Annotated in this window: 30 protein-coding genes; 9 read left to right on the forward strand and 21 right to left on the reverse strand. The window is 67.5% G+C overall.

Annotated elements, in window-relative coordinates; genetic code table 11:
- Positions 1–3 precede the first annotated feature (3 nt).
- Positions 4–639: a LysE family transporter gene (locus GNX71_RS27365; protein ID WP_206175322.1), complete on the reverse strand. Its 636-nt coding sequence runs from the start codon at positions 637–639 to the stop codon at positions 4–6.
- Positions 640–719: 80 nt separating this feature from the next.
- On the opposite strand from GNX71_RS27365, the gene GNX71_RS27370 reads away from it, so the two are divergent.
- On the forward strand, positions 720–1,631 hold the full coding sequence (locus GNX71_RS27370) for a LysR family transcriptional regulator ArgP (protein WP_206175323.1): 912 nt from the start codon (positions 720–722) through the stop codon (positions 1,629–1,631).
- 7 nt (positions 1,632–1,638) lie between these two features.
- Here GNX71_RS27370 and GNX71_RS27375 read toward each other — a convergent pair whose 3' ends face one another.
- Both GNX71_RS27375 and GNX71_RS27380 read right to left on the reverse strand, forming a co-directional pair.
- Positions 1,639–2,982, reverse strand: coding sequence for a pitrilysin family protein (locus tag GNX71_RS27375; RefSeq protein ID WP_206175324.1), 1,344 nt, complete (start codon positions 2,980–2,982; stop codon positions 1,639–1,641).
- A 14-nt stretch (positions 2,983–2,996) separates the two neighbouring features.
- Positions 2,997–4,448 carry a pitrilysin family protein gene (locus GNX71_RS27380; protein WP_206175325.1) on the reverse strand — a complete coding sequence of 484 codons (1,452 nt, stop codon included), beginning with the start codon at positions 4,446–4,448 and terminating at the stop codon, positions 2,997–2,999.
- 29 nt (positions 4,449–4,477) lie between these two features.
- On the opposite strand from GNX71_RS27380, the gene ftsY reads away from it, so the two are divergent.
- Entirely contained in the window at positions 4,478–5,734 is a 1,257-nt protein-coding gene (ftsY, locus tag GNX71_RS27385; RefSeq protein WP_206175326.1) for a signal recognition particle-docking protein FtsY, read from the forward strand.
- 222 nt (positions 5,735–5,956) lie between these two features.
- Here ftsY and GNX71_RS27390 read toward each other — a convergent pair whose 3' ends face one another.
- Both GNX71_RS27390 and GNX71_RS27395 read right to left on the reverse strand, forming a co-directional pair.
- Positions 5,957–7,783, reverse strand: a complete 1,827-nt coding sequence (locus GNX71_RS27390; RefSeq protein ID WP_206175327.1) for a hybrid sensor histidine kinase/response regulator — start codon at positions 7,781–7,783, stop codon at positions 5,957–5,959.
- A gap of 12 nt (positions 7,784–7,795) precedes the next feature.
- A complete protein-coding gene (locus GNX71_RS27395) occupies positions 7,796–8,506 on the reverse strand; it encodes a response regulator transcription factor (RefSeq protein WP_206175328.1) in 711 nt (236 codons plus the stop codon).
- Between the two features lie 175 nt (positions 8,507–8,681).
- On the opposite strand from GNX71_RS27395, the gene GNX71_RS27400 reads away from it, so the two are divergent.
- Both GNX71_RS27400 and rpoH read left to right on the forward strand, forming a co-directional pair.
- Positions 8,682–9,146, forward strand: coding sequence for an Mpo1-like protein (locus GNX71_RS27400; RefSeq protein WP_206175329.1), 465 nt, complete (start codon positions 8,682–8,684; stop codon positions 9,144–9,146).
- 98 nt (positions 9,147–9,244) lie between these two features.
- Complete coding sequence (gene rpoH, locus GNX71_RS27405; protein ID WP_042582807.1) at positions 9,245–10,186, forward strand: RNA polymerase sigma factor RpoH; 942 nt, start codon at positions 9,245–9,247, stop codon at positions 10,184–10,186.
- Positions 10,187–10,229: 43 nt separating this feature from the next.
- Here the strand turns inward: rpoH and GNX71_RS27410 are convergent, their stop codons facing one another.
- The 6 genes from GNX71_RS27410 to GNX71_RS27435 are packed head-to-tail and all read right to left on the reverse strand — an operon-like array spanning position 10,230 to position 15,353.
- Complete coding sequence (locus GNX71_RS27410; protein WP_206175330.1) at positions 10,230–11,072, reverse strand: DNA alkylation repair protein; 843 nt, start codon at positions 11,070–11,072, stop codon at positions 10,230–10,232.
- 13 nt (positions 11,073–11,085) lie between these two features.
- Positions 11,086–11,691, reverse strand: a complete 606-nt coding sequence (locus GNX71_RS27415; protein ID WP_206175331.1) for an SCO family protein — start codon at positions 11,689–11,691, stop codon at positions 11,086–11,088.
- A gap of 19 nt (positions 11,692–11,710) precedes the next feature.
- Complete coding sequence (gene cyoE / locus GNX71_RS27420; RefSeq protein ID WP_206175332.1) at positions 11,711–12,616, reverse strand: heme o synthase; 906 nt, start codon at positions 12,614–12,616, stop codon at positions 11,711–11,713.
- Positions 12,613–13,839, reverse strand: coding sequence for a COX15/CtaA family protein (locus GNX71_RS27425; RefSeq protein WP_206175333.1), 1,227 nt, complete (start codon positions 13,837–13,839; stop codon positions 12,613–12,615). The genes cyoE and GNX71_RS27425 overlap by 4 nt, the downstream gene beginning before the upstream one ends.
- 7 nt (positions 13,840–13,846) lie before the next feature.
- Positions 13,847–14,530, reverse strand: a complete 684-nt coding sequence (locus tag GNX71_RS27430) for a hypothetical protein (protein WP_206175334.1) — start codon at positions 14,528–14,530, stop codon at positions 13,847–13,849.
- Complete coding sequence (locus GNX71_RS27435; RefSeq protein WP_206175335.1) at positions 14,514–15,353, reverse strand: SURF1 family protein; 840 nt, start codon at positions 15,351–15,353, stop codon at positions 14,514–14,516. Before GNX71_RS27435 ends, GNX71_RS27430 begins: the two co-directional genes overlap by 17 nt.
- Positions 15,354–15,380: 27 nt before the next feature.
- Here GNX71_RS27435 and GNX71_RS27440 point away from each other — a divergent pair, with 27 nt between their 5' ends.
- Positions 15,381–15,611 carry a twin transmembrane helix small protein gene (locus tag GNX71_RS27440; RefSeq protein WP_206179724.1) on the forward strand — a complete coding sequence of 77 codons (231 nt, stop codon included), beginning with the start codon at positions 15,381–15,383 and terminating at the stop codon, positions 15,609–15,611.
- Between the two features lie 77 nt (positions 15,612–15,688).
- Here the strand turns inward: GNX71_RS27440 and GNX71_RS27445 are convergent, their stop codons facing one another.
- The 8 genes from GNX71_RS27445 to GNX71_RS27475 form a co-directional block, all read right to left on the reverse strand.
- A complete protein-coding gene (locus GNX71_RS27445) occupies positions 15,689–16,570 on the reverse strand; it encodes a cytochrome c oxidase subunit 3 (protein ID WP_198784943.1) in 882 nt (293 codons plus the stop codon).
- A 62-nt stretch (positions 16,571–16,632) separates the two neighbouring features.
- On the reverse strand, positions 16,633–16,839 hold the full coding sequence (locus GNX71_RS27450) for a DUF2970 domain-containing protein (RefSeq protein WP_206175336.1): 207 nt from the start codon (positions 16,837–16,839) through the stop codon (positions 16,633–16,635).
- On the reverse strand, positions 16,836–17,462 hold the full coding sequence (locus GNX71_RS27455) for a cytochrome c oxidase assembly protein (RefSeq protein WP_206175337.1): 627 nt from the start codon (positions 17,460–17,462) through the stop codon (positions 16,836–16,838). Before GNX71_RS27455 ends, GNX71_RS27450 begins: the two co-directional genes overlap by 4 nt.
- Before the next feature lie 30 nt (positions 17,463–17,492).
- Positions 17,493–17,609 (reverse strand): cytochrome oxidase small assembly protein, encoded by a 117-nt coding sequence (locus GNX71_RS33635; protein WP_241027068.1) that lies wholly within the window; start codon positions 17,607–17,609, stop codon positions 17,493–17,495.
- Between the two features lie 13 nt (positions 17,610–17,622).
- Complete coding sequence (gene ctaD, locus GNX71_RS27460) at positions 17,623–19,260, reverse strand: cytochrome c oxidase subunit I (RefSeq protein ID WP_206175338.1); 1,638 nt, start codon at positions 19,258–19,260, stop codon at positions 17,623–17,625.
- A 43-nt stretch (positions 19,261–19,303) separates the two neighbouring features.
- Positions 19,304–20,482 carry a cytochrome c oxidase subunit II gene (gene coxB, locus GNX71_RS27465; RefSeq protein ID WP_206175339.1) on the reverse strand — a complete coding sequence of 393 codons (1,179 nt, stop codon included), beginning with the start codon at positions 20,480–20,482 and terminating at the stop codon, positions 19,304–19,306.
- 61 nt (positions 20,483–20,543) lie between these two features.
- Positions 20,544–21,020 carry a DUF2244 domain-containing protein gene (locus tag GNX71_RS27470; RefSeq protein WP_206179726.1) on the reverse strand — a complete coding sequence of 159 codons (477 nt, stop codon included), beginning with the start codon at positions 21,018–21,020 and terminating at the stop codon, positions 20,544–20,546.
- 178 nt (positions 21,021–21,198) lie between these two features.
- Positions 21,199–22,113, reverse strand: a complete 915-nt coding sequence (locus tag GNX71_RS27475) for a biotin synthase (protein ID WP_206175340.1) — start codon at positions 22,111–22,113, stop codon at positions 21,199–21,201.
- Positions 22,114–22,136: 23 nt separating this feature from the next.
- Between GNX71_RS27475 and GNX71_RS27480 the strand changes: the two genes are divergently transcribed.
- The 3 genes from GNX71_RS27480 to GNX71_RS27490 all read left to right on the forward strand — a co-directional run bounded on the left by GNX71_RS27480 (position 22,137) and on the right by GNX71_RS27490 (position 23,771).
- Positions 22,137–22,853 (forward strand): ComF family protein, encoded by a 717-nt coding sequence (locus GNX71_RS27480; RefSeq protein WP_206175341.1) that lies wholly within the window; start codon positions 22,137–22,139, stop codon positions 22,851–22,853.
- A 31-nt stretch (positions 22,854–22,884) separates the two neighbouring features.
- A complete protein-coding gene (gene trmL, locus GNX71_RS27485) occupies positions 22,885–23,346 on the forward strand; it encodes a tRNA (uridine(34)/cytosine(34)/5-carboxymethylaminomethyluridine(34)-2'-O)-methyltransferase TrmL (RefSeq protein WP_206175342.1) in 462 nt (153 codons plus the stop codon).
- A gap of 131 nt (positions 23,347–23,477) precedes the next feature.
- Complete coding sequence (locus GNX71_RS27490; RefSeq protein ID WP_206175343.1) at positions 23,478–23,771, forward strand: DUF4148 domain-containing protein; 294 nt, start codon at positions 23,478–23,480, stop codon at positions 23,769–23,771.
- An 18-nt stretch (positions 23,772–23,789) separates the two neighbouring features.
- Here GNX71_RS27490 and GNX71_RS27495 read toward each other — a convergent pair whose 3' ends face one another.
- Both GNX71_RS27495 and GNX71_RS27500 read right to left on the reverse strand, forming a co-directional pair.
- A complete protein-coding gene (locus tag GNX71_RS27495; RefSeq protein WP_206175344.1) occupies positions 23,790–24,260 on the reverse strand; it encodes a MaoC family dehydratase in 471 nt (156 codons plus the stop codon).
- 67 nt (positions 24,261–24,327) lie between these two features.
- Entirely contained in the window at positions 24,328–24,945 is a 618-nt protein-coding gene (locus GNX71_RS27500; RefSeq protein ID WP_206175345.1) for a ParA family protein, read from the reverse strand.
- A gap of 93 nt (positions 24,946–25,038) precedes the next feature.
- Here GNX71_RS27500 and GNX71_RS27505 point away from each other — a divergent pair, with 93 nt between their 5' ends.
- Positions 25,039–25,794, forward strand: a complete 756-nt coding sequence (locus GNX71_RS27505) for an NAD(P)H-dependent oxidoreductase (protein WP_206175346.1) — start codon at positions 25,039–25,041, stop codon at positions 25,792–25,794.

Below are 25,794 nucleotides of genomic sequence, written 5' to 3' on the forward strand. Positions count from 1 at the left end.
CGATCAGGCGCCGGTCAAGGCGCGCCGCGCCAGCATCGCGGCCAGCACGAGCATGGTGCCGCCGATCAGCGCATCGAGCATCTGCCAGGCGCGCGGACGCGCGAACACCGGTGCGAGCAAACGCGCGCCGAAGCCGAGCACGGTGAACCACAGCGCGCTCGCCATCGAGGCGCCCACGACGAACCAGACCTTGAGCGAGCCCGCGTACTGCGCGCCCGCGCTGCCCACGAGCAGCACCGTGTCGAGGTAGACATGCGGGTTCAGCAGCGTGAAGCCCGCCGCCTGCGCCACCACGGCCGCGCGCGAGAGCGAAATGCCCTGCGCCGTCGCCTGCAATGCGCCGGGCTGGCGCGAACGCCACAGCGCGCGCAGGCCGTAGGCACACAGGAACGCCGCACCGAGCCCCGCGAGCGCGGTGGCCAGCATCGGCCGTCCTTTCAGCGCCTGCGCCATGCCGGCGACGCCGGCGCCGACCAGCACCGCATCGCCGACCGCGCAGAACAGCACGACCGCGCCCACATGCTCGCGCCGCAACCCCTGGCGCAGCACATAGGCGTTCTGGGCGCCGATGGCGACGATGAGCACCAGGCTCATGAGGAATCCGTTGAGGAAGGCGGTGGCGGTGAATTCGGCAGACATGGGTGCGAGCTTGCCGCCCCAGGCGAATTAATTCAAACTAAACCTCCTAACTTCAATTCAGTTTGGCTTAATCCATCACGATGCTCGACTACGCCGCCCTCCACGCCCTGGCCGCCGTCGTGCGCGAAGGCAGCTTCGAGCGCGCCGCGCGCGCGCTGAACGTCACGCCCTCGGCCGTCTCGCAGCGCGTGAAGCTGCTCGAGGAGCGCACGGGCGGCGCGCTGCTGGTGCGGGGCCAGCCCTGCGTCGCCACGGAGGCGGGCCTGCAGCTGTGCCGGCATGTGGAGCGCGTGGGCATGCTGGAGCACGAACTGCGCGACGCCCTGCCCGCGCTCGGCATGGGCGGCGGCGAGGCCAATGAGCGCGTCACGGTGCGCGTGGCCGTCAACGCTGACAGCCTGGCGACATGGTTCATGGCCGCGGCCGCCGCCTTCGCCGCGCAGGAGGAAGCCGCGCTGCTCGATCTCTCGGTGGACGACCAGGACCACACGGCCGAGCGGCTGCGCAGCGGCGCGGTGCTCGCGGCGGTGACCGCGCTGGCCGAGCCGGTGGCCGGCTGCAACAGCGAGGCGCTGGGCACGATGTACTACGTGGCGGCCGCGAGCCCCGAATTCGTGAAGCGGCATTTCGCCAAGGGCGTGGGCGCGCGAACGCTGGCGAGCGCGCCGAGCCTGGTGTTCGACCGCAAGGACCGCCTGCAGGCGCGCTGGGTGCGCCGCATCTGCCACCGCAACGTCGAGACGCCGCGGCACTGGATTCCGTCGCCGAACGCGTTCGTCGAGGCGGCGTGCGCGGGCATGGGCTGGGGCATGCATCCGGCCAGCATGGTGGCCGATGCGATGCGCGAGGGCACGCTTGTGGAGTTGGTGCCGGGCTCGACGCTGCCGGTGCCGCTCTACTGGCAGCAGGCGCGCGCGGCGCCTCAGTTGCTCAAGCGGCTCGGCGCAGCGGTGCGTGCGGCCGCCACCAGCGGCCCGCACGCGCTGGCGTAGCGACGGGTTACTTGCCGCCCACCACCACCGTCACCATCCGCGCCGGCTGCAGCTTGCGCGCAAACGCCGCCTTCACTTCGGCCGCAGTGACGGCGTTCATGCGCGTGGTCCAGGTGTCCAGGTAGTCCAGCGGCAGGTCGTTCCAGGCGATGTTGGCGACGTTGCCGATCAGCTTTCGGTTGCTGTCCAGCAGCAGTGGAAAGCCGCCGATCAGGTTGTCCTTCGCGGCCTTGAGCTCGCTCTCGGTCGGGCCTTCGGCCACGAATTTGGCGAGCACTTCGCGCGACATCTTCACCGCCTCTTCGGCCTGGTCGGGCCGGGTCTGGAAGCCGACGCGGAACGCGCCCGCATCGAGCCCCGGCGCGAAGCCGCTGTAGATGCTGTAGGTCAGGCCGCGCTTCTCGCGCACCTCGTTGGTCAGGCGCGAGACGAAACCGCCACCGCCCAGCACGTAGTTGCCGAGCGTGAGCGCGAAGTGGTCGGGGTCCTTGCGCGGGTAGCCGGGCTGGCCGATGAAGACGTGGGCCTGGGCCGAGTCGAACGGGATGCGCTCGTCCTTCGGCGCGGCAAGTGCAGCCACCGGCGCGATGGCGGGCAGCGGCGCGCAGCTGTCGGCTGCCGGCAGGCGCGACAGCAGCGTGGTCGCGATCGACTCGGCCTCGGAGCGCGTGACCGCGCCCACGATGCTGAGCTTGGCGCGGCACGGCACGATGAGCTGTTGGTAGCGCTCGCGCATGGTGGCGGTGTCGATGCGTGCGAGCGTTTCCTCGGTGACTTCCTGCCCGTACGGATGCACGCCGTAGACGGCCTGCGAGAACGCGCGGCCGGCGATGGTCGCGGGCTTGGTGTTGGACTCCTTGATGGAGGCGTTGATGCGTTCGCGCTCGCGCAGCCAGACGTCGTCGGGGAACGAGGGCTCGCCGATCTCGCGCGAGGCCAGCGTCACGGCCTTGCCGAGCAGTGCCGGGTCGGAGAGCGTGCGCAGCGAGTAGCTCATGCGGTCGTTGCCCGCACTCACGTCGAAGCTCGCGCCCAGATCGGCCCAGGCTTCGCCGAGGGCGTTCTGGTCGAGCGCGGGTTCGCCGTTCTTGCCGGCGCGCACGCCCTTCTCGACCATCGCCGAGGTCGCGCTGGCCAGGCCCGCCTGCGATGCCGGATCGCGCCGGCCGCCGGCGTCGAAGTCGACCTGCACGTCGACGATCGGCAGTGCATTGGTCGACACCAGATAGATCTTCGCGCCGTTCGCAAGCGCCCAGTGCTGGATGGGGAGCGCGGCCTGCGCGCTGCCGAGGCCGAGAACGGCGGTGCCGGCAAACACGGCGCGCAGCGCCAGTTTCTTGAGAGTCATCATGTGTTCCGGATCTTTCAGCGCAGCTCGCCTGCGGGTGCCGCGAAGCCGCGGCCGCGGGGCTTGGCTTCGGGCGGCAAGGGATGCAGCGTGGCCACCGTGAGCTGGTCGTCGCCGAAATACTTGGCAGCCACGGCCTGCACCTGGGCGGCGGTGACGGCCTGCAGCCGGGCGACGATGCGTTCGCTCGCGTCGAGCGGCAGGCCCTGGACCCAGTTGCTGCCCAGTTCGCGTGCCTGCGCCATCACCGAGTCGCGTTTGTAGGTTTCGCTGGCCACCCACTGGGTCTTGACGCGGGCCAGTTCGGCTTCGCCCACGCCGTCCTTCGCGATGCGTGCCACCTGGGCGCGCAGCGCGGCTTCGACCGCCTCGGCGCTCTTGCCCTGGGAGGGCACGCCGTCGAGCACGAAGAGCTGCGGCCCACGGCCGATGAAGCCCGAATAGGCGCCGGCGGAATCAGCCACGCGGTCGGGGCCTTGCGTGAGCGCGCGGTCGAGGCGGGCACCGGCGTAGCCGTCGAGCACCGCCGAGAGCACCACCAGCGCCCACGAATCGCTGTTCGTGTCGTCGATGTTCGCCAGTTGCGGCACGCGGTAGGCAAGCGACACATAGGCCTGCTCGGCGGGCGCCTTGAATTCGAGGCGGCGGATGCCGCGCTGCGCCGGTTCGACGCGCGGCTTGCGCGAAGGCACGGCGCGCGACGGGATGCCGCCGTAATACTTCTCGGCGAGCGCGCGGACCTTGGCGATGTCGACATCGCCGGCCACCACGAGCACCGCGTTGGCGGGCACATACCAGCGCTTGTGGAACTCGCGGGCATCGTCGGGCGTCATCGCGTCCAGGTCGCTCATCCAGCCGACCACCGGGCGGTGATAGGGCGAGGCGGTGAAGACGGCGGCGTTCTGCTGCTCGCCGAGCAGCGCGCGGGGCTGGTCTTCGGTGCGCAGGCGCCGCTCCTCCTTGACGACCTCGATTTCGCGCTTGAATTCGTCGTCGGGCCACTGGTTGTTGGCGAAGCGGTCGGATTCGAGCTTCATCACCTGCTCGAGGCTGCCGACCGGAATCTGCTGGTAGTAGCCGGTGTAGTCGCGGGTGGTGAAGGCGTTTTCCTGGCCGCCGAGTTGCGCCACGCGGCGCGAGAACTCGCCGGGCTTGATGCTCTTGGTGCCCTTGAACATCATGTGTTCGAGCGCATGTGCGACCCCGGAGGTGCCGTCGACCTCGTCCATGGAGCCGACGCGGACCCAGACCATCTGCACCGCGGTCGGCGCGCGCCGGTCGGGCTGGACGATCAGCGTCATGCCGTTCGCGAGGGTGAATTGCTGGGGGCCCGGTGCGGCCGCGGTAGCGGCGGAAGATGCAGCGGGAGCCGGTGTGGACTGGGCCTGCGCAGGCATGGCCCCGGACGCCATCAGCGCCACCGCCAGCACCGCACCAGACGCAGCACTGCGTGGCGAGAGGTGTTTCATAGAATGGGTCGGATTGTAAAAAGCTCCTGATGTTCAGTTTCTTCAAGAAAAAACCGCCTGCCGAAACCCCGGTCGCGCCGGCGCCGACCCCACCCGTCGCCCCGCCCGCCGCCCCCGTTGCCGAGCCCGCCCCCGCGCGCTCGGTGTTTTCGCCTTCGAGTTGGTTCGGCGGGAAGCCCGCAGCCGAAGAGCCGGCGCCTGCACCGGTCGAGGCGCCTGCAGTGGTGGTCCCTGCGCCGAGCCCCGCCCCGGTTGCATCGCCGGCTCTGATCCCAGCGCCCGTGCCAGCACCTGCGCCGGTCGCAGCGCCTGCCCCAGTTCCGGTTCCGCCCCCTGCGCCCGCCTCTGTCCCGAAACCCGTCGCCATCGAAGCGGCGGCAGCCCCCGAACGCAAGGGCTGGTTCGACAAGCTCAAGACGGGCCTGCGCAAGACCGGCACCGGCATCCAGGCCGTGTTCGTCAACGCGCAGATCGACGACGCGCTGTACGAAGAGCTCGAATCCGCCCTGCTGATGGCCGACACCGGCGTCAAGGCCACCGAATACCTGCTCGATGACCTGAAGGTCCGCGTCAAGCGCCAGATGGCCACCGACGCGTCGCAGGTCAAGGTGCTGCTGGCCGAAGCCATCGCCGACCTGCTGCGCCCGCTCGAGAAACCGCTGGTCATCGGCCAGTACACGCCCACCGTGATCATGGTGGCCGGCGTCAACGGCGCGGGCAAGACCACCTCCATCGGCAAGCTCACCAAGCACCTGGCCACCGAAGGCGCCTCGGTGCTGCTGGCCGCGGCCGACACCTTCCGGGCGGCGGCGCGCGAGCAGCTGCTGGTCTGGGCCGACCGCAACACGGTCGAGATCGTGAGCAACGAGGGCGGCGACCCCTCGGCCGTGAGCTTCGATGCGGTGAACGCTGGCAAGGCGCGCGGCAAGGACGTGGTGCTGGTCGATACCGCCGGCCGCCTGCCGACGCAGCTGCACCTGATGGACGAGCTCAAGAAGATCAAGCGCGTCGTCACCAAGGCCGACGCCACCGCGCCGCACGAGGTACTGCTGGTGATCGACGGCAACACCGGGCAGAACGCGCTCGCGCAGGTGAAGACCTTCGACGAGACGCTGGGCCTCACCGGCCTGATCGTGACCAAGCTGGACGGCACGGCCAAGGGCGGCGTGCTGTGCGCCATTGCGCGGGAGCGGCCGATTCCGGTCTATTTCATCGGCGTGGGGGAGAAGCTCGAAGACCTCGAGACCTTCAACGCGCGCGAGTTCGCGCAGGCATTGCTCGGCTGATCCGGGCAGGCTCCGGCCAAAAAAAAGCGGCCCCCGCTTGCGCCGGGGCCGCTTCTCACTTTTCTTCTTCTCTCCCTTCCCCCTGGTTCTTGTGCCGTACCGCCCCTTGGGCTGTGTCGGGATGCAGTGAAGATATTCGGCGGGGTGAATGCTCACCAGTGCCGAAAGTCATGTCATTCGATCTTTACGTCGGCGATCGGCTCGCAATGACTACCAATGTGTTCAGGCATCGATCGTCGAGGGTCGGGAAACCGGCTTCGGCGCGGCCAGTTCCGCCATCGCCTGGAGCAGCGCGGCGGCCACGACCGGCTTGAACAACACCGGCACCTGCGATTCCCGCACGCGCTGCAGGCGGGCGGGCGAGGTCTCGCCGGTGATCAGCAGCAGCGGGGTGTCGGCACCGCCCTCGCCCGGTGCCTGGCTCAGGCGCAGGCCGGCGTCGAGGCCGTCGACGCCGTCGGCCAGGCGGTAGTCGCACAGCAGCAGATCGAACGGGCGCCCTTCGCCATGGGCCTTTTGCAGGGCCGCGGCGGCACCGGCCTCGTCGGCCACGGCGAGCGCATCGATCGCGTGCGAGCGCAAGAGGCCCACCATGGCCTCGCGGATCTCGAGTTCGTCGTCCAGCAGCAGCACGCGCCCCGGCAGCGGCGGCGCGATCCTGCGCTGCGGCGCCTGAGCTTCTCCCGCTTCGGACGGAAAGGAAGGCAGCAGCCCGCCGGCCTGCGCACGGGCGACCGGCAGCACGACGCGAAAGTGCGTGCCGCGCCCCGGGCGCGAATGCATCTGCACCGGATGGCCGAGCAGCCGCGACAGCCGTTGCACGATCGACAGGCCGATGCCCAGGCCCCGCGAGCGGTCGCGGCCCGGATTGTTGATCTGATAGAACTCTTCGAAGATGCGGCCCGACTGCTCGGGGGCGATGCCGATGCCGGTGTCGCGCACCTCGACCCACACCGAATCGCCGCGCTCGCGCGCCATCACCGTCACGCCGCCGTGGGCCGTGTACTTGAGCGCGTTGTCCATCAGGTTGGACAGCATGCGGTGCAGCAGTTGCGGATCGCTGTGCACCCACAGCCCGCTGGCGCGCACGCGCAGCTGCAGCTGTTTTTGCTCGGCGCGCGCCGAGAAGGTGTGATTGAGCGGCAGGAACAGCGCGTCCAGTTGCACCGGCTGCGGCACCGGCGTGATCACGCCGGCATCGAGCCGCGAGACGTCGAGCATGGTGTCCAGCGACGCGCCGAGCGCGTTCACCGCGCGCATCAGGCGTTCGGCATTGCGGCCTTCGGGGCGGTCGCGCAGCTCGTTCTCGAGCGCGGCACCGAAAAGCGCGATGGCGTGCAGCGGCTGGCGCAGGTCATGGCTGGCGGTGCCGAGGAAGCGGGTTTTTTCCTCGCTCGCGCGCTCGGTGGCGGCGATCTGCTCGCCGAGCCGTGCGGCCAGGGCCTCGTTCTCGAAGCGCAGCATGAGCGACTCGGTCAGGAGCCTGTGCTGGCCGATGCCCGCGCGCAGCGTCAACAGCAGGTAGGCCGCACCGGCCGCCGCCAGGAAAAGGTGCAGCCCGTCGCCCTGCCATGCCAGCGCGGTGATCAGGCCCAGAGACATCGGCAGCGTGTAGCCGAAGAGCGCCGACTTCAGCGGCCAGAGCGACTGCGCCGCCCGGGCGCAGCTGCCCACGATCACCGCCATCAGCAGCGAGGTCATCGGCAGGTTGTCGTAGGGCACGATGAGCCAGGGCACCACCGCCGTGATCATGCTGACCAGCGTGACCATGCGGGAAATCTTGCGCGCCCAGTACGCGCTTTCCCGCGCGGGCCGCAACGGGGTCCAGCGCGGCGTGAAGAAGACGTAGATATCGGCAATCACCAGGCCGCCGATCCAGAACAACAGACTCAGGTTGCGCAGCTGCGAATAGATGATGCAGCCGAACACCACCACGAACGCCATGTGGGTCAGCGTCGAGACGATGTAGGTGTCGTAGACCGAGGCGACATGCTCGCGCAGCACCCGCTGGCCGAGGGTGTGGTCGGCGGACGGGTCGCTGGACGCCACGCGCGGAGCTTCTCAGTGGAGCGTGCTGATCAACTGGGCGCGCGAGCGCATGCCGAACAGCAGCAGGATGGTCGAGACGTGGTTCTTCACCGTGCCCTCGCTCAGGTTCGCGAGCTGGGCGATTTCCTTGTTGGCCTTGCCCTCGAGCACCCACTGCAGCACCTGCATCTGGCGCGGCGTGAGTTCCTGCCAGGCGCTGGCATGGGCGAACTCGGCATAGCCCGTGAGCGCCTTCGGCACGGCCGGCGGCGGGTTGTCGGCCGCATCGGGGTCCAGCAGCCCGCAGGCGCGGATGAAGCTGACCACTTCCTTGAGATCGGCCGACTTGGGCAGGAAGGCGCTGGCACCCAGTGCGAGCACGCCCTGCGCGAGCGAGCTGTTGCCCGTGCCGGACAGCACCACGATGCGCGCCGCCGGAAAGCGCAGCCGGAATTCGGCCAGCCCGCTCAGCCCGTGGGTGTCGGGCAGCGCCAGGTCGAGCAGCACCAGCCCGATGGCAGACTGGTGGGCTTCGTACAGCGCGAGCGCATCGGCGACGTTGCCGGCCTCGAAGACCTCGATGCGCGCACCCGAAGAACTGGCCTGGGCTTGCACCAGCGCGCAGACCCCCAGGCGGAGCAGGTCGTGGTCGTCCACGACCAGGATCGCGGTCGGTGCGCGGACTGGAAGGCCCGCCCCCGCAGTCTCGGGCGGAGGCGTGGAAGAAGAATCGAAGGGAGCCACGCGTTTGATCTTATCTGCGCAATCCGCTGGCGACAGTGCCCTAAGTCATGACACGGCCCGTCCTTCGGGCCGGAATTGCTACTTTTTCAGTAGCACTTGCCATACTTGCCATCCACGGTCGCGGTGGGCACCATCGAAGTCTCGCCGCATCGAACGGCGGTTTTGGAGACTCACCATGATGCATACCGCCGCCGCCCCGCTGGCCTCGAGCGACCGCAAGGTCGACCGGCTGCTCGCGCACTACGAGGAAAGCCACCGCAATCCGACCAACGAGCTGATTCACTTCGTGGCCATCCCCGCGATCATGCTGAGCATCGTCGGTCTGCTTTTCGCGATTCACCCGTGGGTGGCCTACGTTTTCGTGGCTGCGAGCCTTGTCTATTACGCGCTGCTGCGCGCACCGGCCTTCCTGGTGACGATGCTGGTGCTCACCGCGCTGGCCCTGGCGCTGGTGCATGCGATGGGTGGGCTTGTTTTGCCGGTTTCGGCCGCCATCTTCGTGGTGGCCTGGATATTCCAGTTCGTAGGCCACAAGATCGAAGGCAAGAAACCTTCGTTCTTCGAAGACATCCAATACCTCTGGGTCGGCCCGCTGTTCGTTTTGTCGAAGCTGTTCCTGAAGATGGGGGTCCGCTGGTAGCCTTTGGCTATCAAAGCGATAGGAGCTCAAGGGAACCCTTGGTTTAGCACTCCCTCTAACCGAGTGCTAATATGGCCAACACTAAGGAGTTTCCCCTGATGACAACGCTGTCTGGAGTCTCTGCCAACCAGCTGGCCGTCGCCAATCCATGGTCGATGGTCCCCCCGCTGGGCAACCTGGATGCCTACATTTCGGCCGCCAACCGCCTGCCGCTGCTCACGCTCGAAGAAGAGCAGGGCTTCGCTCGCAAGTTGCGCGACCAGAACGACCTCGACGCCGCCGGTGCGCTGATCCTGTCGCACCTGCGCCTCGTGGTTTCCATTTCCCGCCAATACCTGGGCTACGGGCTGCCGCACGGCGATCTGATCCAGGAAGGCAACGTCGGCCTCATGAAGGCCGTGAAGCGCTTCGACCCTGACCAAGGTGTGCGGCTGGTGAGCTACGCCATGCACTGGATCAAGGCCGAGATCCACGAGTACATCCTGAAGAACTGGCGCATGGTCAAGGTCGCGACGACCAAGGCCCAGCGCAAGCTGTTCTTCAACCTGCGCTCGATGAAGCAGGGTTTCAAGGCCGACTCGGCCGCGTCCGACAACGGCACGCACCGCGAAACGCTGAGCCCCGACGAGGTGTCGCAGATGGCGACCCGGCTCAACGTCAAGCCCGAGGAAGTGCTTGAGATGGAAACCCGCCTGTCGGGTGGCGATGTGCTGCTCGATCCGGGTCCGTCCGATGACGGCGACGAAGCCTTCGGTCCGATCGCCTACCTGGCCGACGCCACGCAGGAACCGACCGCCCTGCTCGAGTCGCAGCAGCGCGACCGCCTGTCGAGCGACGGCATCGCGACCGCGCTCGAAGCGCTGGACGACCGCAGCCGCCGCATCGTGGAAGAGCGCTGGCTCAAGGTCAACGACGACGGTTCGGGCGGCATGACGCTGCATGACCTGGCTGCGGTGTACGGCGTGAGCGCCGAGCGCATTCGCCAGATCGAAGTCGCCGCGATGAAGAAGATGAAGAAGGCACTGGCGGACTACGCGTAAGCCGCCCTCCCCCAGCAAAAAGCCCGGCACTGCCGGGCTTTTTTCATGGGCCTTTGGAGAGCGTCCGCAAAGCCCGTTTCGCGATGTACCGCGTCGCGTCGGTGTCCGATTCCGCAACCCAGCGCTTGCACAGCTTCTCGACCCACTCCCCCTGCGTCTTGCTCGCATCGTTGAGCCAGTTCGCGACCGAGTTCTGCACATAGCGGCTGCCGTCCGCGCGCAGTGGTTCGATCAGCGGCAGCGCGCGCCAGGGCTCGGCCTTGAGCGCCTCGATCTGCGCGCACCACACGCCGCGCGGCCGCGTGAGTTCGCTGGCAAAGCGGCGGATGTTCGGGTCGGCGTCGAACACCCACGGCTGCAGCAGCGCGAGCGCCTCGTCCAGCGACGCGATGACCGCGTCGCGCACCGCCATCCAGGCGATCTCGCGCACGCCGAAATGCGGATCGGCGGCGAAGCGGCGCACCGCCTCGAGCTGCGCCGGCAAGGGCAGCCCCGAGAGCGTGACCCACTGCGCCGCCCAGCAGCGCGCCACATCGCTCGCATGCGTGGCCAGCCGGTGCGCGACGGCATCGCGCTCGGCGTGGGTTGCCGTCAGGTCGTAGAGCGCGCGGGCGATGTGGGTGTGCCGCTGCATCGGCTTGAAGGCGCCGAGCATGGCGATGGTGTCGACCAGCCGCTCGCTCGCCGCATCGAGTCCGACATGACCCGCCACGCTGCGCGCCAGTCGCGGCAGCTCAAGTGCCAGGAATTCGTTGAGGTTGACGGTTTCGAGCAGCCCGTCGTTGAGGGCGCGCAGCACCTCGGGCGGAATGAGCGCGATGCGGAAGGCGCCCTTGCGCGTCTTCAGGTGATCGACCGATGCGACAACGGCAACAGCGGCGTCCACGGGCCGGCCCTCCTCAGGAACCGAGCAGCGTCTTCAGGTCCGACACCATCGACGGCACGCCCGCACCGTACCGCGCATAGAGCCGCAGCCGGCCCTGCGGGTCATAGATGAAGCTCGCGGCCGAGTGGTCCATCGAATAGCTGGTGGGCGTCTTGCCGTCGACCTTCTTGTAGTAGACCTTGAAGTCCTTGGCGGTCGCGGTGAGTTCGTCGGCCGTCGGGATCAGCGCGACGAAGCTCGGGTCGAACGCGCCCATGTAGGCCTTCATCACCTCGGGCGTGTCGCGCGCCGGGTCGACGGTGACGAACAGCACCTGCAGCTTGTCGCCGTCCTTGCCCAGTTGCTGCTTGACCTGTGCCATCTCGGTCATCGTGGTCGGGCAGACGTCGGGGCACTGCGCGTAGCCGAAGAACAGCACGACCGCCTTGCCCTTGAAGTCGGCCATGGTGCGGACCTTGCCGTCGGCGTCCTTCAGCGAGAAGTCCTTGGCGTAGTCGGCGCCGGTGATGTCGACCGCATTGAAGCTCTGCTTGGTTTCGCTGCAGGCCGCGAGCCCCATGCCCAACGCCGCCACGGCCATGCTGCCTGCGATCAGTTGGAGAGCGTTGCGCTTGTTCATGGGAGCAGTGGTATTCAATTCAATGGAGGTAGTGATCGACGAGCAGCGCCAGGAACAGCACGCTCAGGTGGATCAGCGAAAAGCGGAAGGTCTTGCGCGCGAGCGTGTCGGAGTAGCTGCGCCAGAGCGCGAACGCATAGCCCGTGAAACCGACGCTCACGGCCACGGCGACCGCAAGGTACAGCCAGCCGCTCATGCCGTAGATGAAGGGCATGAGGCAGGCCGCGAAAAGAATGAAGGTGTAGAGCAGCACCTGCAGCCGCGTGAATTCGTTGCCGTGCGTGACCGGCAGCATCGGCAGGCCCGCCTTGCGGTAGTCCTCGACGCGGTAGAGCGCGAGCGCCCAGAAATGCGGCGGGGTCCACAGGAAGATGATGAGAAAGAGGATCAGCGCCTCGGGCCCGACGTCGCCCGTCATCGCGGCCCAGCCCAGCACCGGCGGCATCGCGCCCGAGGCACCGCCGATCACGATGTTCTGGGGCGTGAGCGGCTTGAGGATCACGGTGTAGATCACCGCATAGCCGACGAAGGTGGCGAAGGTCAGCCACATGGTGAGCGGGTTGACGGTCAACCACAGCAACGCCGACCCCGCCGCGCACAGCAGCGCCGAGAACACCAGTGCCTGCAGGTCGCTGAGCTGCCCGCGCGCGGTGGGGCGCCAGGCGGTGCGCTTCATCTTGGCGTCGATGCCCTTCTCGACCAGGCAGTTGAATGCCGCCGCCGCGCCGGCCACCAGCCAGATGCCTATGCAGGCGAGCACGGCGCGCTGCACGTCGAACCACGAGGGCAGCCCGGGCACGGCCAGCACCATGCCGATCAGCGCGCAGAACACGATCAGCTGCACCACGCGCGGCTTGGTCAGCGCGTAGAACTGGCGCAGCACGTTGGCAGTGCTGGTGTGCTGAACGGGGATCGGGGTGCTCACGCGGGGGCTTTCTTGGAGGTGGGGGTCGTGGAGGTACCGCGTGCATTGTCGTCGGCGCGCGCCGTGGCGGTCGCTGCGGCTTCACGGCGGCTTTCGCACAGTGCCCAGGTCAGCACCACGGCAAGTGCCGCGGCGCCGCCGGTGTGCAGCACGGCGGCGGCCAGCGGCCAGCCGAGCAGCACGTTGCCGAGGCCGGTGGCGAGCTGCAGCAGTGCCAGGCCGGCCAACCAATGGGCCTGCGGGCGCAGCGTGTCGATGCGGCGCATGCGCCAGGCCAGCACGCCCAGTGCGACGAAAACGGCGTACGCCATCAACCGGTGCGCGTAGTGAATGGCGGTGAGCGCGGAGAAATCGAGTGGCTGGCCATCGCCGGTCACGCCGAGGTGGCGCCAGATCTCGAAGCCCTGCGCGAAATTCATCGGCGGCCACCAGCTGCCCTGGCAGGTCGGGAACTGGGTGCAGGCGAGCACCGCGTAGTTGGTGCTGACCCAGCCGCCGAGCGCGATCTGCAGCACGAGCAAGACGGTGGTCGCGATCAAGCCGTTGCGCAGCGCCGGCGACACCGGCGTCGGCAAGCGGTCTGCGGCAACCTGCCGGTAGCGAACCGCCTGGATGCACAGCAGCGCGAGCAGCACGACGGCGCCGAGCAGGTGCAGCGTGACGATCGCGGGGAAGAGCTTCCAGGTGACTGTCATGGCGCCGAAGGCGCCCTGCAGGCATACCCAGACCAGCGTCGCTGCCGGCCACCATGCACTGAGCGTGGCATGGTCGCCGTCAGCCGGCGCCGTGGGCTGGCGCGACTGTCGCCGCCGCACGATCCAGGTCGCACCGGCCAGCGTCAGGATCAGCACGCCCACGCCGGTCGCCAGATAGCGATGGACCATCTCCACCCAAGCCTTGCTGTGCGTCACCGGCCCGGTCGGCTGGGCCGACTGCGCCATCGCGATCTCGTGCCGCGCGCCGACCGGGCTGGCGTTGCCGTAGCAACCGGGCCAGTCGGGACAGCCGAGGCCCGAATCGGTCAGGCGCGTGAAGGCGCCGAACAGCGTGAGGTCGAAAGTGAGGAACAGCGTGAGCACCGTCAACGCATGCAGCCGACGTGCCGGGCCGTGCCCCGCATTGCGGCGCCACACCCAGACCAGCGGCCCGAGCGCAATCAGCACGCCGGCCGCCATCAGCCAGGCGATCGGTGCGAGGTCGTACAGGGAGCTCGTGTCCGTCATGGGCAGGTCAGCGGCCGGGTTCGTCCCACGAGGAGGAGGCACGCAGCAGGCGGTCGAGGTCGCGCTTGGCGCGGCTCGCGCCCGCGGCGTCCATGCGTGCGGGGAAACGCATCATCCAGTTGCCCATAGGGTCGACCACATAGAGGTGCTCGCCGAGGGCGTGGCCCGAAACAGGCGCAAGCCACTTGGCCAGCTGGTCGGCCGGCACGCGCAGCACCGTCGCGCCATGCAGGCCGTTGTTCAGGCGATCGGGAATGGGCGCGGCGTCGCTCACGAGCCAGACGCGGTCCATGCGGTCCTTCTCGCGGCCCAGGCTCTCGCGCAGTTGCCGCTGCAGGTAGAGCTGCTGCTCGCACAGCGCGTCGCAGGCCGCATCGGCCACCGCGACCAGCAGCCACTGGCCCTTGAGCGTGGCGACGTCGACCGGCGCGCCGTTGCGGTCGGTGGCTGTCAACCTGGGCAGTTCGCGCTGCGGATTGATCAGCTCGCCGTAGACGCTGCGGCCTTCGGGGCGGATCACGTAGTAGGTGAAGTACGACGCGATGACGGGCGCGGCGCACATCAACAGCACCGCGATCATCTTCCAGCGTCCGACGACCGTGCGCCGGCCCTCGGCGCCGTCGAGCGCCTGGTTGGGCGACGGCATCGAGTGCACCGTCAGGCCCAGCGGTTCGTCAGAGGCGGCGTTCATCGCGTGCGCGGCGCCGCGAGCGGCGGAAGGGGGTGATGAATTGGAACCAGACATAGAGGATGACGACGAGGGCCGAGAGGCCGAACCACTGGAATGCGTAACCGTAGTGCCTCTCCAAGCCCAGCGCCGGGGCCGGCCAGTCGCGCTGCAGGCCCTCGGAGGCCGGCCCGGTCTGCTGCAGCGACACATCGGTTCGCAGCGGCAATTTGGTCTCGGCACGGAACGCCTCCAAGTCGAGATTTTGCCGGATGGACGAAGACCCCTCGGCGGCCGGTGCCTGCAGGGGCGCGGAAGCCGCAGGAGCGGGCGTGGACGCGGCGGCCGCCGGCGAGCCCAGCTCGAGCAGATGGCTCGGCGGTGGCTCGATCAGGCCGGTGACTTCGACGATGCCGGCCGGCGTATCGACCGCCCCGAGCTTCGTGCGGTCGACGAAATTGCGCTGCACCCAGCCGCGCTGGATCATCACCGTCTGCTCGGTGCCTTCGAGGGCGAAGGGCGTGAGCACGTAGAAGCCGGGCACGCCGTGCATCTGGCGGTTGTCCAGGTACACCGTCTGCGGCGTGAGCCAGAGGCCGCGCAGGCGCACCGGGCGGTGCAGGGAATCGCTGGCCTGCGGGAGCGCCAGGAACTCGGCCTGGTCGAGCGCGGGCTTCTGTTTTTCGGCATCGATGCTGGCCTGCAGCGCTTCTTTCTGAGCGGCGCGCGACAGCTGCCAGCGGCCCAGCGAGACGGTGGCGGCAAGCGTCAGGATGGCTGCGATGGTGACGAGCCAGAAGCGGCCACGGCGGCGCGGTGCTTCGGCGTTCAGGGGTTCGGGGATCACTGGAGAGGAAGGGGCGTGCGGCCGATAATGCGGGTCATGAAATATTTCGTCGCCCTGGTGTTCCTGGGCATCTTCGCGAGCCTCGGATTTGCGCTGTACTTCATGCTGAAGGACGGGCGCAATGGGCGCACCAAGAGTGGCGGCATGGCGCGCGCCCTCACCTTTCGGATCGGCCTGTCGGTGTTTTTGTTCCTCTGCATGCTGCTCGCCTGGAAACTCGGCTACATCCAGCCCACCGGGCTCCCGCTCGGCAAGTAGATGGTGCTCGTTCCAGGAGAACCATGAAAAAGGCGCCTTGCGGCGCCTTTTTTCTGGAGTGACGCGAGGTTCTTCGCTCAAAGCCAGTAGACCAGCATGTAGAGACCCAGCCACACCACGTCCACGAAGTGCCAGTACCAGGCGGCGCCTTCGAAGCCGAAGTGGCGCTCGGGCGTGAAGTGGCCCTTCTGCAGGCGCAGCGTGATGAACAGCAGCATCAGCATGCCGATGAACACATGCAGGCCGTGGAAGCCGGTCAGCATGAAGAAGGTCGAGCCGTAGGTGCCCGAGCTGAGCTTCAGGTTCAGTTCGGTGTACAGGTGGTGGTACTCGTAGCCCTGCACGCCCAGGAAGATCACGCCCAGCAGCACGGTGAGCCACATGAAGCGGATGGTCTGCGCACGATGGCCTGCACGCAGTGCGTGGTGGGCGATGGTGAGCGTCACGCCCGAACTGAGCAGCAGCGCGGTGTTGATGGTGGGCAGCCAGAACGGGCCCACGGTCTGGAACGGCTCGACGATGTCGGCCGGCGAAGCGGTTGCACCGGCGGCCACGCTGGGCCACACGGCCTTGAAGTCGGGCCAGAGGATTGCGTTGTCCAGGCTCCCGAGCGCCGGCAGCGAGTGGGTGCGAGCCCACCACAGCGCGGTGAAGAAGGCGCCGAAGAACATCACTTCCGAGAAGATGAACCAGCTCATGCTCCAGCGGAACGAGAGGTCGACCTTGTGGCCGTACTGGCCGCCTTCGCTCTCGCCGATGGCCGCGCGGAACCACACGAAGAGCGTGCCGAGCCAGCCGAGCATGCCGGCCGCGAGCGACCAGGCGCCCCACTCGTGGCCGTTGATCCATTGCGCCGCACCGAGGATCACGAAGAACAGGCCGGTCGCGGCCATGACCGGGTAGGCCGATGGTCCGGGCACGAAGTAGTAGGGCGTGGTGCCGTGGGTGGTTGAACTCATATCAGCTCCTGGCTTTCTTTCTTCTCGCGATTCAATGGATTCTGGTTATCGTGGGTTTTTCGTCAGGCCGTGGCAACGACATGCCGCACCAGCAGCACCAGCCCGACGACGAAGACGATCACTGCGACGAATGCCACCGCAATGATGTGCAACGGATTCAGCTTGCCCAGGTCTTCCTGGTAGGCGCTGTTCTTGCGAACGCCGAAGAACGACCAACAGACCGCCTTGACGGTGTCCCACAACGTGGCCTTCTTGCCGGTCGAACTCACGAGCGCGGCTCATTCGGGGTGCTCGTGACTGCGGCCACCGGCGCTGCCGGCGTCTTGCCGCCCACCTCGAAGAAGGTGTACGACAGCGTGATGGTCTTCACGTCCTTGGAGATCTTCGGATCGATCACGAATGCGACCGGCCACTGCTTCTTCTCGCCCGGATCGAGCGTGTACTGGTTGAAGCAGAAGCACTCGAGCTTGTTGAAATAGGGCGCCGCCTGCTGCGGCGCGTAGCTCGGAATGGCCTGCGCAGCCATGCGGCGGTTCTGCACGTTCTGGAACTCGTACATCACCGTGTTGAGCTGGCCCGGGTGCACCTCGATGGTCCGCTCCGCGGGCTTGAAGTCCCAGAGGCCGCCGCGCACGTTGGAGTCGAACTCGACCTTGATCGTGCGGGTCATGTCGACCTGCGTGTTGTCGGGCACGCGCACGTTCTTGCCGCCGCTCGCACCGCCGGGCACCTCGAGCTCGGAGAGCGCGAGGATGTTGATGCCGGTCATCTCGCAGATCGCGCGGTACATCGGCACCAGCGCATAGCCGAAGGCGAACATGCCGCAGGTCACGACGGCGAGCTTGCCGACCATGCGCACATTGGCGCGGCGGATGCGTTGGCCGAGACTCATGGATGCTGCTCCCGTTCGGTGGGCGGTCGCTCAGCGACCGCTGAAGTAGACCATGCGCACGATGAAGCCGATGAAGAAGATCACCGCGATGGAGGCCAGCGTGAGCCCCATGCGACGGTTGTTCTTTCTTTGCTCGGGCGTCGTCATATCGTGCAGTCGATCAACCGATCACCTTGGTGGCGGTCGCGTCGAGCTTGGGAGGGGTCTCGAAGGTGTGGAACGGCGCCGGCGACGGCACTTCCCACTCAAGGCCTTCAGCCGCTTCCCACGGCTTCTGCGAAGCCTTCTCGCCCTTGCCGCGCATGGTCGGCAGCACGATGAAGAGGAAGAAGTAGACCTGCGCGAAACCGAAGAAGAAGGCACCGACCGACGCGAGCGCGTTGAAGTCGGCGAACTGCATCGGGTAGTCGGCGTAGCGTCGCGGCATGCCGGCGAGGCCCAGGAAGTGCATCGGGAAGAACGTCACGTTGAACGAGATCAGCGACCACCAGAAGTGCACCTTGCCGCGCGTCTCGTTGTACATCACGCCGGTCCACTTGGGCACCCAGTAGTAGAAGCCCGAGAACATGGCGAACAGCGAGCCGGCCACCAGCACGTAGTGGAAGTGGGCCACCACGTAGTAGGTGTCCTGCAGCTGCGTGTCGATGGGTGCGACCGCGAGGATCAGGCCGGTGAAGCCGCCCATCGTGAACACGAAGATGAAGCCGACCGCGAACAGCATCGGCGTCTCGAAGGTCATCGAGCCCTGCCACATCGTGGCGATCCAGTTGAAGATCTTCACGGCCGTGGGCACCGCGATCAGCATCGTCGCGTACATGAAGAACAGCTGGCCGGTGAGCGGCATGCCGGTCGTGAACATGTGGTGGGCCCACACGATGAACGACAGGATGGCGATCGACGAGGTGGCGTACACCATCGAGGCGTAGCCGAAGAGCTTCTTGCGGGCGAAGGCCGGCACGACCTGGCTGATGATGCCGAAGGCCGGCAAGATCATGATGTAGACCTCGGGGTGGCCGAAGAACCAGAAGATGTGCTGGTACATCACCGGGTCGCCGCCGCCGGCGGGGTTGAAGAAGCTGGTGCCGAAGTGGCGGTCGGTCAGCGTCATCGTGATGGCGCCTGCGAGCACGGGCATCACGGCGATCAGCAGGTAGGCGGTGATGAGCCAGGTCCAGCAGAACATCGGCATCTTCATCAGCGTCATGCCGGGGGCGCGCATGTTGAGGATGGTCACGATGATGTTGATCGAGCCCATGATCGACGAGGCGCCCATGATGTGCATCGCGAAGATGCCGGCATCCATCGAGGGGCCCATCTGCAGCGTGAGCGGTGCATAGAGCGTCCAGCCTGCAGCGGGTGCGCCGCCGGGCATGAAGAACGAACCGACCAGCATCAGTGCCGCGGGAATCAGCAGCCAGAAGCTGAAGTTGTTCATGCGCGCGAACGCCATGTCGGAAGCACCCACCTGCAGCGGGATCATCCAGTTCGCGAAGCCCACGAAGGCCGGCATGATGGCGCCGAACACCATGATCAGGCCGTGCATGGTGGTGAACTGGTTGAAGAGCTCGGGGTTCACCAGTTGCAGGCCGGGCTGGAACAGCTCGGCGCGGATCAGGAGGGCCAGGATGCCGCCCACCATCAGCATCGTGAAGCTGAACAGCAGGTAGAGCGTGCCGATGTCCTTGTGATTGGTCGCGAACACCCAGCGGCGCCAGCCGGTGGGCGCGTGATGGTCGTGATGCTCGTCGTGTGCGTGGTCGCCGTGGGCGTGACCGTGGGGGTCGAGGACTGCACTCATTTCGTTGTTCCTTGCAATTTCTTCTTCGCGGGGCGCTGCCGTATCACTTGCCGCGCAGGGCCAGCACTTCGGCCGGCTGCACCAGCTGGCCCGTCTTGTTCGACCAGCTGTTCTTGGTGTACGTGGCCACTGCCGCGAGGTCGGTGTCGCTCAGCTGTTTCCAGGAAGGCATCGCGCCGTTGTTCTGGCCGTTGAGCAGCACCGTGAGCTGCACCTTGTGGTCGGCGTCGGTCACCTTGGGCGAGCCGTCGAGCGGCTTGATCGGGCCCGCGCCCTTGCCGTTGGCCTGGTGGCAGGCGGCGCAGTTGGCGGCATAGACCTTCTCGCCGCGAACCAGCATCTCGGGCAGCGCCCAGACCTTGGTCGGATCGTCGAGCTTGGCGGCGGCTTCCTTGCGCTTGGCGGCAACCCAGGTCGTGTAGTCACCGGCCGAGACCACCTTCACGTGGATCGGCATGTAGGCGTGTTCCTTGCCGCACAGTTCCTGGCACTGGCCGTAGTAGTCGCCCACGGTCTCGGCGCGGAACCAGGTGTCGCGCACGAAGCCGGGAATCGCGTCTTGCTTCAAGCCCAGCTGCGGCACGGCGAACGCGTGGATCACGTCGTTGGCGGTGGTGATGATGCGCACCTTCTTGTTGACCGGCACCACCAGCGGGTTGTCGACCTTGAGCAGGTAGTCGTCGGGCATCGCGCCCTTGGCGCCCGCGTCGGACATCGCGCGCTGCGAGCTGTCGAGTGTGGAGATGAAGGCCAGGCCCTCGCCTTCGCCGTTCAGGTAATCGTAGCCCCACTTCCACTGGTAGCCCGTGGTCTTGATCGTGAGGTCGGCGTTGGTGGTGTCCTTCTGGGCCACCAGCACCTTGGTGGCGGGCAGCGCCATCACGATCACGATGAGGAAGGGAACGATGGTCCAGATGACCTCGACCACCACCGATTCATGGAAGTTGGCAGCCTTGTGGCCCACCGACTTGCGGTGCTTCCAGATCGAATAGAACATGACCGCGAACACGGCGACGAAGATGACCGTGCACAGAATCATCATGATCGTGTGGAGCAGATGCTGCTCCTGCGCGATCTTGGTCACACCGACCGGAAGATTCAACTGGCGAACCGAAGGGCCGCCGGGCAGATCGTTGACTGCGTGCGCCGCGCTGCTGAAAGCCGCGCCGGCCGCCAGCAACAGATTCGCCGGCCTGTACTTGTTGCGCCAAATGCTCTTCATCGTGTTCACGTTTCTTCAATTTTTTCGACAAACCCAACCGTGCAGCGCTGCGCAAGCCGCTTCAAGCGCCACGCAACGCCATGCGAATCTCGCGCGCCAATGCTGCACGCAACTCCGGGCGTACATAGCGCCCCACCCTGACCGATCGACCCTGTCCCGAGACCTCGATCAGCGAGCGATCGCTGGTCTGCGGTTCGATCCGCACCTGGTGCGGAAGAAATTCCGTGCGTTCGTAGTGCCCACCGTCCTCGAGCTCCACGACCAGCCGTCCGCCCTGCAACGCGATCCGTTCTCCATCGGTCGCATGCCGCGCGTACAGCATGAAAGCGAAACCCACCGCGGCCAGCTCGAGCCAGGCGAATGGCAGCACCAGCGGCGCACCGTGCAGCCAGAACACCGTACCGATGCCGAGCGATACCACGCACAGCGACGCGTAGAGCCAGCCCAGCTGGCTCGGGGTCACCGAGCAGTTCCGCTTCAGGAACCAGTGGATGCTCTGGCCTGAAACGGTGGCAAAACGAAACACGGAATTCGACACGGGCGAGTTCAGCAAATCGGTGCGTCGATGGTCGCCAAACCCTTCGTACAAACAGGATCCGACAGGCCCTCGATCGCGGGACAATACCCGCGAGTTTCACGCAACGGCGGATTGTAGCGGGTAGATACCGGCGCTCGCAGGCCCTGTGGGACGCCTACGGGTCACTACTACTAGGCAATCAGGCGCCTGGCCGACCTCGTTGCAGCATCGAGCGCATCTCGCGCAACGACACCGCGCTTTCGGCCGACAGTGACACGCGCGGCGTCGGCTTGAAGGCATGGCCGTAGATGACCTCGAAGGTCAGCGCGATGTGGCCGTTGCCGCCCTCGGCCGGTGCCAGTTCGGGCAGCGCGCCCTTCAGCGCCTTGTGCCAGGTCTTGCCGCGCAGCGCAGGGAAACGCCCCGGGTGCAGGTTGCGCCCCAACGTGCGCAGCTCGGCCAGCGCCGCCTCGGGCGTGGCCCAGGTCAGCACGATGCGCTCCATGTCCATCACCGGCTCGGCGAAGCCCGCGTGCACCAGCATGTCACCCCAGTCGTGCATGTCGGTGTATTCGTGACCGGCCGCGGGCCAGCCCAGGCGCGCATGCAGCGCGCGCAGCTCGCGCACGGTGTCGGGGCCGAGGCACGAGAACATCAGGAAGCCGTCGGTCGCGACCAGCTTGTGCCACTGCGAGATCAGCGCCTCGGGGTCGGCGGCCATGTGCAGCGACATATTGGCCCAGAGCAGGTCGACGCCGTCTTCGGGCGGTGCGTCGAAACGGGCCTTGCCGCCCTGCCAGCGGCGGGCGCTCCACCAGGGCGAGGCCAGCGCTTCGCCGGTCTTGCCGGCCAGGGCCGGTTCGGGTTCGATCACATAGGAAGCCGCATCGCGGTAGCGGCGCGCCACGAGTTCGTGCGCCTCGAGGCCACCTCGCAGCGGCGCCCAGTCGGCCCAGGTGCGCGGCTGTGCCTTGATCCATTGGAGCCGGTCTTCCATGCGGCGACCGATTTCTTCATGCAGCCACGGCGAGCCCTCGGCGGGCGCGAGCCGGCGCCAGCGGGCGGCCGCCGTGGGGTCGATGGTCGGCGGTCTTCTTGCGGGGTCGGTGGCCATGGGGCCGTGAGTATATTGACGCCATGCTCAGCCACCGGGCCCTGAGGCCTTTCACTTCCCTGCTCGCACGGCTGCCCAGCCAGTGCGAGGTCTGCCGCGCCTGGCCTTCTCAGCCGGTGTGCGACGCCTGCGTCTCGCGTTTCGCCCCGCCGGCCATGCGTTGCGGCGGCTGTGCGCTGCCGGTGCCTGAAGGCGTCGCCCGGTGCGGCGACTGCGTGCTGCACCCGCCGCCGCTGGACGCCTGTCTCGCGGCCTGCAGCTACGAATGGCCCTGGCCCGATTGCATTGCCGGATTCAAGTTTCGCGGCGACGCCGGCTGGGCCGGCCCGTTCGCGACCCTGTTGCGCAGCGCGCCCTGGGTGGAGCCGGCGCTGGAGCAGTGCGACATCGTGCTGCCGATGCCGCTCGCGCCCGGCCGGCTGCGCGAGCGTGGTTTCAACCAGTCACTCGAACTCGCGCGCCGCATGGCGCCGGCCAAGACCGACGCGACGCTGCTGCTGCGCACCCGCGAGACCCCGGCGCAGAGCGGCCTTGCGCGTGCCGAGCGCCTGCGCAACCTGCGTGGCGCCTTCGCCGTGGAGCCATTGCGCGCGGAGGCGTTGCAGGGAAAGCGCATCGTCCTGGTCGACGACGTGATGACCAGCGGTGCCTCGCTGTTCGCGGCGGCCGAGACGCTGAGACTGTCGGGCGCCGCCCACATCACCGCGGTCGTCCTGGCCCGCACCGACCCGCCGCGCTGACCGGCCCACGCGCGCCGCCGACAATCGGCGCATGTTCCATATCGTCCTGGTCCACCCCGAAATTCCGCCGAACACCGGCAACGTGATCCGGCTCGCGGCCAACACCGGCTGCACGCTGCACCTGGTCGAGCCGCTCGGCTTCTCGATGGACGACCGCCTCTTGCGCCGCGCCGGGCTCGACTATCACGAGTACGCCGAAGTGAAGCGCCATGCCGACTGGCAGGCGCTGATCGATGCCGAAAGCCCGGCCGCCGACCGCATGTTCGCCCTCACCACCCGCGGCACGCGCGCCGTGCACGACGTGCGCTTCCAGCCGGGCGACTGGCTGGTGTTCGGCTCGGAGACCAGCGGCCTGCCGCCCGCGGTGCGCGACGGCTTCGCCGAACCCCAGCGCCTGCGGCTGCCGATGCGCGAAGGGCAGCGCAGCCTGAACCTCTCGAATGCGGTGGCGGTGACGGTGTTCGAAGCCTGGCGGCAAAACGGATTCAGCTGACCCTTCGGGCGGCAAGGGCGCATCCGGTCGGCGCGGCGCAGCGTATGGATGACATGCCGGCGCGAAAAGCAGCCACTGCCCCCCCGCTCCGGCATCGAGTCCCTCAACGCTTTGCCTCAAGGAGTTCCGTCATGAATGCCAAGTCGATTGCCTTCGCGACCTTCGCCACGCTCGCCCTCAGCACCGGTGCCCAGGCCTTCCAGGGTGAACAGAACCCATTGCCGCCCGCGCCCTTCCAGTCGACGCTGTCGCGCGCCGAGGTGCAAGCCCAGGCCCGCCAGCCGCTGAAGATCAGCAACGGCGGCACCGGCGTGGCCCAGCAGACCAATGGCGACACCGACCGCGCCGCGGTCCGCGCCAGCGCGCTCGGCATCACCCGCCAGGGCGCCGCGACCTACGGCGAAGTGACCGACCGCCGGATGTAAGAAAGAAGAAAACCGCGCTCAGCGGTAGCGGCGCACCACCGACTCGGCGACGCAGGCCGGCTTGGCCGCGCCTTCGAGCTCGATGGCGGTTTCCCAGGTCATCTGGAGGCCGTTGTCGGGAATCGGCTCCGCGGTCAGCAGCTTCATGCGGGCCCGCAGGCGCTTGCCCACGGGCACGGGCGACATGAAGCGCACCCGGTTCAACCCGTAGTTCACGCCCATGCGCGACTCGACCACGTCGATCGCCACCTCGAAGAATTTCGGCAGCAGCGACAGGGTCAGGAAGCCATGCGCAATCGGCCCGCCGAAGGGGCCGGCCTTGGCCCGCTCGATATCGACATGGATCCATTGATGGTCGCCGGTCGCCTCGGCGAACTGGTTGACCTGCTCCTGCGTGACGGTGATCCAGTCGCTCACGGCGACTTCCTGGCCGACGCAGGCGGCGAGATCCTGAAGGGTCTGGAATGTCTTTTTGGTCATGCGGGGCATTCTGGTGCCGAGGACGCGGGTGCGGCTGTCGGGCTTGCGACAACCGGGCCTAGGGAAAACCGGGGGCTCAGTCCAGCCATTCGCAGATCGGCTGCCACTGCTCCAGGTCGCGCTGCACGCGGCCCGGCGCAATATCGAACAACGTAAGTCCGCGTGCCGCGAGCTGCACGTAGTTCTGCGTATCACGCAACTCGCCCAGTACCGGCACGCCGAGCCCAGCGATGAATTCATTCAGCCGGTCGGCCGCCAGGGTGCGCGCGTTCACGCGCATGCCCACGAGGCCGATCTTCGTCTTGTCGGCCTTGCGCTGCTCCAGCAGCCGATCGAGGAAATCGCGCGTGGCGTAGATGTCGAAGATGCTCGGCTGCAGCGGCACGATCACCCGGTCGGCCAGCGCCAGCACTTCCTTGAAGCGCCAGCCGTGGAGGCCCGCGGGCGTGTCGAGCACCGCGTGCGTGGTGCCGCGCGGGGGGCGCACCACGGTGCTGTCGCCGGAAGCTTCCCAGGTGGAGATGGGCCGGGCCAGCGGCGGGCGCAGACCCAGCCAGAGCCGCGAGGACTGCTGACGATCCACGTCGCCCAGCATCACGGCATGGCCGCGGCTCGCAAAGTAACCCGCGATGTTCGTCGCGATCGTCGACTTGCCAACGCCACCCTTGGGGTTGGCGACCAGAACCACCGGCATGGGAATCTCCTCCAGAGCTGGATCAGGGCAGCATCGTAGTGCCTCGCCCTTTTGGGGCCGGTAAATCGCCTCCGGTTGCGCTATGTTCGCGGCATGACGACAACAACACTCCCGGGAAACCCCGCCGACGACACCGGCGGTATCTATGTGATCGCGGCCCATCCCCACTGGCGCGACTCGCGCGTCAACCGCCGCATGCTGGCCGCCGCGCGCGCGGTGCCCGGGGTGGAGGTCAACGACCTCTACGGCAGCTACCCCGACTTCGCCATCGACGTCGAGGCCGAGCAGGCCCGGCTCGCGAAGGCCCGCCTGGTCGTGCTGGTGCACCCGATCCAGTGGTATTCGATGCCGGCGCTGCAGAAGCTCTGGCTCGACGACGTGCTCGCCTACGGCTGGGCCTACGGCCCCGGCGGCACCGCCCTGCAGGGCAAGGACTTCTGGCTGGTCGCCACCACCGGCAGCCCCGAGCCCAGCTACCACCCCCAGAGCTACCACCGCTATTTCTTCGACGCCTTCCTGCCGCCCTACGAGCAGACCGCTGCGCTCTGCGGCATGCGCTTTCTGCCGCCGCTCATCTTCTACGGGGCGCGGAGCGCCGACGAGGCCGAGGTGACGGCGCATGTCGAGACCTACGCCCAGCGCCTGGGCAGCTATCCCGACTGGCCCGAGATCGAGGAGATCGACGCCTGCATCGCCTGCCCCGTGCCCGAAGCCGACCGCCCGGCCGAATCCGACGACATGGGCAAGGTGGTGGCCAGCACCTTCCATTCCGCGATGGCGCGGGGCATCGCCTCCATGTCCGCCGCCAACGAAGCCAAGAACGACGACAACCGGGAAGGCACGGCCTGA

The organism is Variovorax sp. RKNM96 (genome assembly GCF_017161115.1).
In the GTDB taxonomy this organism is placed as follows: domain Bacteria; phylum Pseudomonadota; class Gammaproteobacteria; order Burkholderiales; family Burkholderiaceae_C; genus Variovorax.

Bases quoted from the DNA above. Each gene is read 5' to 3' on its own strand.
- GNX71_RS27365 (WP_206175322.1), bottom strand. From the start codon at position 639: ATGTCTGCCGAATTCACCGCCACCGCCTTCCTCAACGGATTCCTCATG.
- GNX71_RS27370 (WP_206175323.1), top strand. From the start codon at position 720: ATGCTCGACTACGCCGCCCTCCACGCCCTGGCCGCCGTCGTGCGCGAA.
- GNX71_RS27375 (WP_206175324.1), bottom strand. From the start codon at position 2,982: ATGATGACTCTCAAGAAACTGGCGCTGCGCGCCGTGTTTGCCGGCACC.
- GNX71_RS27380 (WP_206175325.1), bottom strand. From the start codon at position 4,448: ATGAAACACCTCTCGCCACGCAGTGCTGCGTCTGGTGCGGTGCTGGCG.
- ftsY (WP_206175326.1), top strand. From the start codon at position 4,478: ATGTTCAGTTTCTTCAAGAAAAAACCGCCTGCCGAAACCCCGGTCGCG.
- GNX71_RS27400 (WP_206175329.1), top strand. From the start codon at position 8,682: ATGATGCATACCGCCGCCGCCCCGCTGGCCTCGAGCGACCGCAAGGTC.
- rpoH (WP_042582807.1), top strand. From the start codon at position 9,245: ATGACAACGCTGTCTGGAGTCTCTGCCAACCAGCTGGCCGTCGCCAAT.
- GNX71_RS27415 (WP_206175331.1), bottom strand. From the start codon at position 11,691: ATGAACAAGCGCAACGCTCTCCAACTGATCGCAGGCAGCATGGCCGTG.
- GNX71_RS27425 (WP_206175333.1), bottom strand. From the start codon at position 13,839: ATGACGGACACGAGCTCCCTGTACGACCTCGCACCGATCGCCTGGCTG.
- GNX71_RS27430 (WP_206175334.1), bottom strand. From the start codon at position 14,530: ATGAACGCCGCCTCTGACGAACCGCTGGGCCTGACGGTGCACTCGATG.
- GNX71_RS27440 (WP_206179724.1), top strand. From the start codon at position 15,381: ATGCGGGTCATGAAATATTTCGTCGCCCTGGTGTTCCTGGGCATCTTC.
- GNX71_RS27445 (WP_198784943.1), bottom strand. From the start codon at position 16,570: ATGAGTTCAACCACCCACGGCACCACGCCCTACTACTTCGTGCCCGGA.
- GNX71_RS27455 (WP_206175337.1), bottom strand. From the start codon at position 17,462: ATGAGTCTCGGCCAACGCATCCGCCGCGCCAATGTGCGCATGGTCGGC.
- GNX71_RS33635 (WP_241027068.1), bottom strand. From the start codon at position 17,609: ATGACGACGCCCGAGCAAAGAAAGAACAACCGTCGCATGGGGCTCACG.
- ctaD (WP_206175338.1), bottom strand. From the start codon at position 19,260: ATGAGTGCAGTCCTCGACCCCCACGGTCACGCCCACGGCGACCACGCA.
- coxB (WP_206175339.1), bottom strand. From the start codon at position 20,482: ATGAAGAGCATTTGGCGCAACAAGTACAGGCCGGCGAATCTGTTGCTG.
- GNX71_RS27475 (WP_206175340.1), bottom strand. From the start codon at position 22,113: ATGGCCACCGACCCCGCAAGAAGACCGCCGACCATCGACCCCACGGCG.
- GNX71_RS27480 (WP_206175341.1), top strand. From the start codon at position 22,137: ATGCTCAGCCACCGGGCCCTGAGGCCTTTCACTTCCCTGCTCGCACGG.
- trmL (WP_206175342.1), top strand. From the start codon at position 22,885: ATGTTCCATATCGTCCTGGTCCACCCCGAAATTCCGCCGAACACCGGC.
- GNX71_RS27490 (WP_206175343.1), top strand. From the start codon at position 23,478: ATGAATGCCAAGTCGATTGCCTTCGCGACCTTCGCCACGCTCGCCCTC.
- GNX71_RS27495 (WP_206175344.1), bottom strand. From the start codon at position 24,260: ATGCCCCGCATGACCAAAAAGACATTCCAGACCCTTCAGGATCTCGCC.
- GNX71_RS27500 (WP_206175345.1), bottom strand. From the start codon at position 24,945: ATGCCGGTGGTTCTGGTCGCCAACCCCAAGGGTGGCGTTGGCAAGTCG.
- GNX71_RS27505 (WP_206175346.1), top strand. From the start codon at position 25,039: ATGACGACAACAACACTCCCGGGAAACCCCGCCGACGACACCGGCGGT.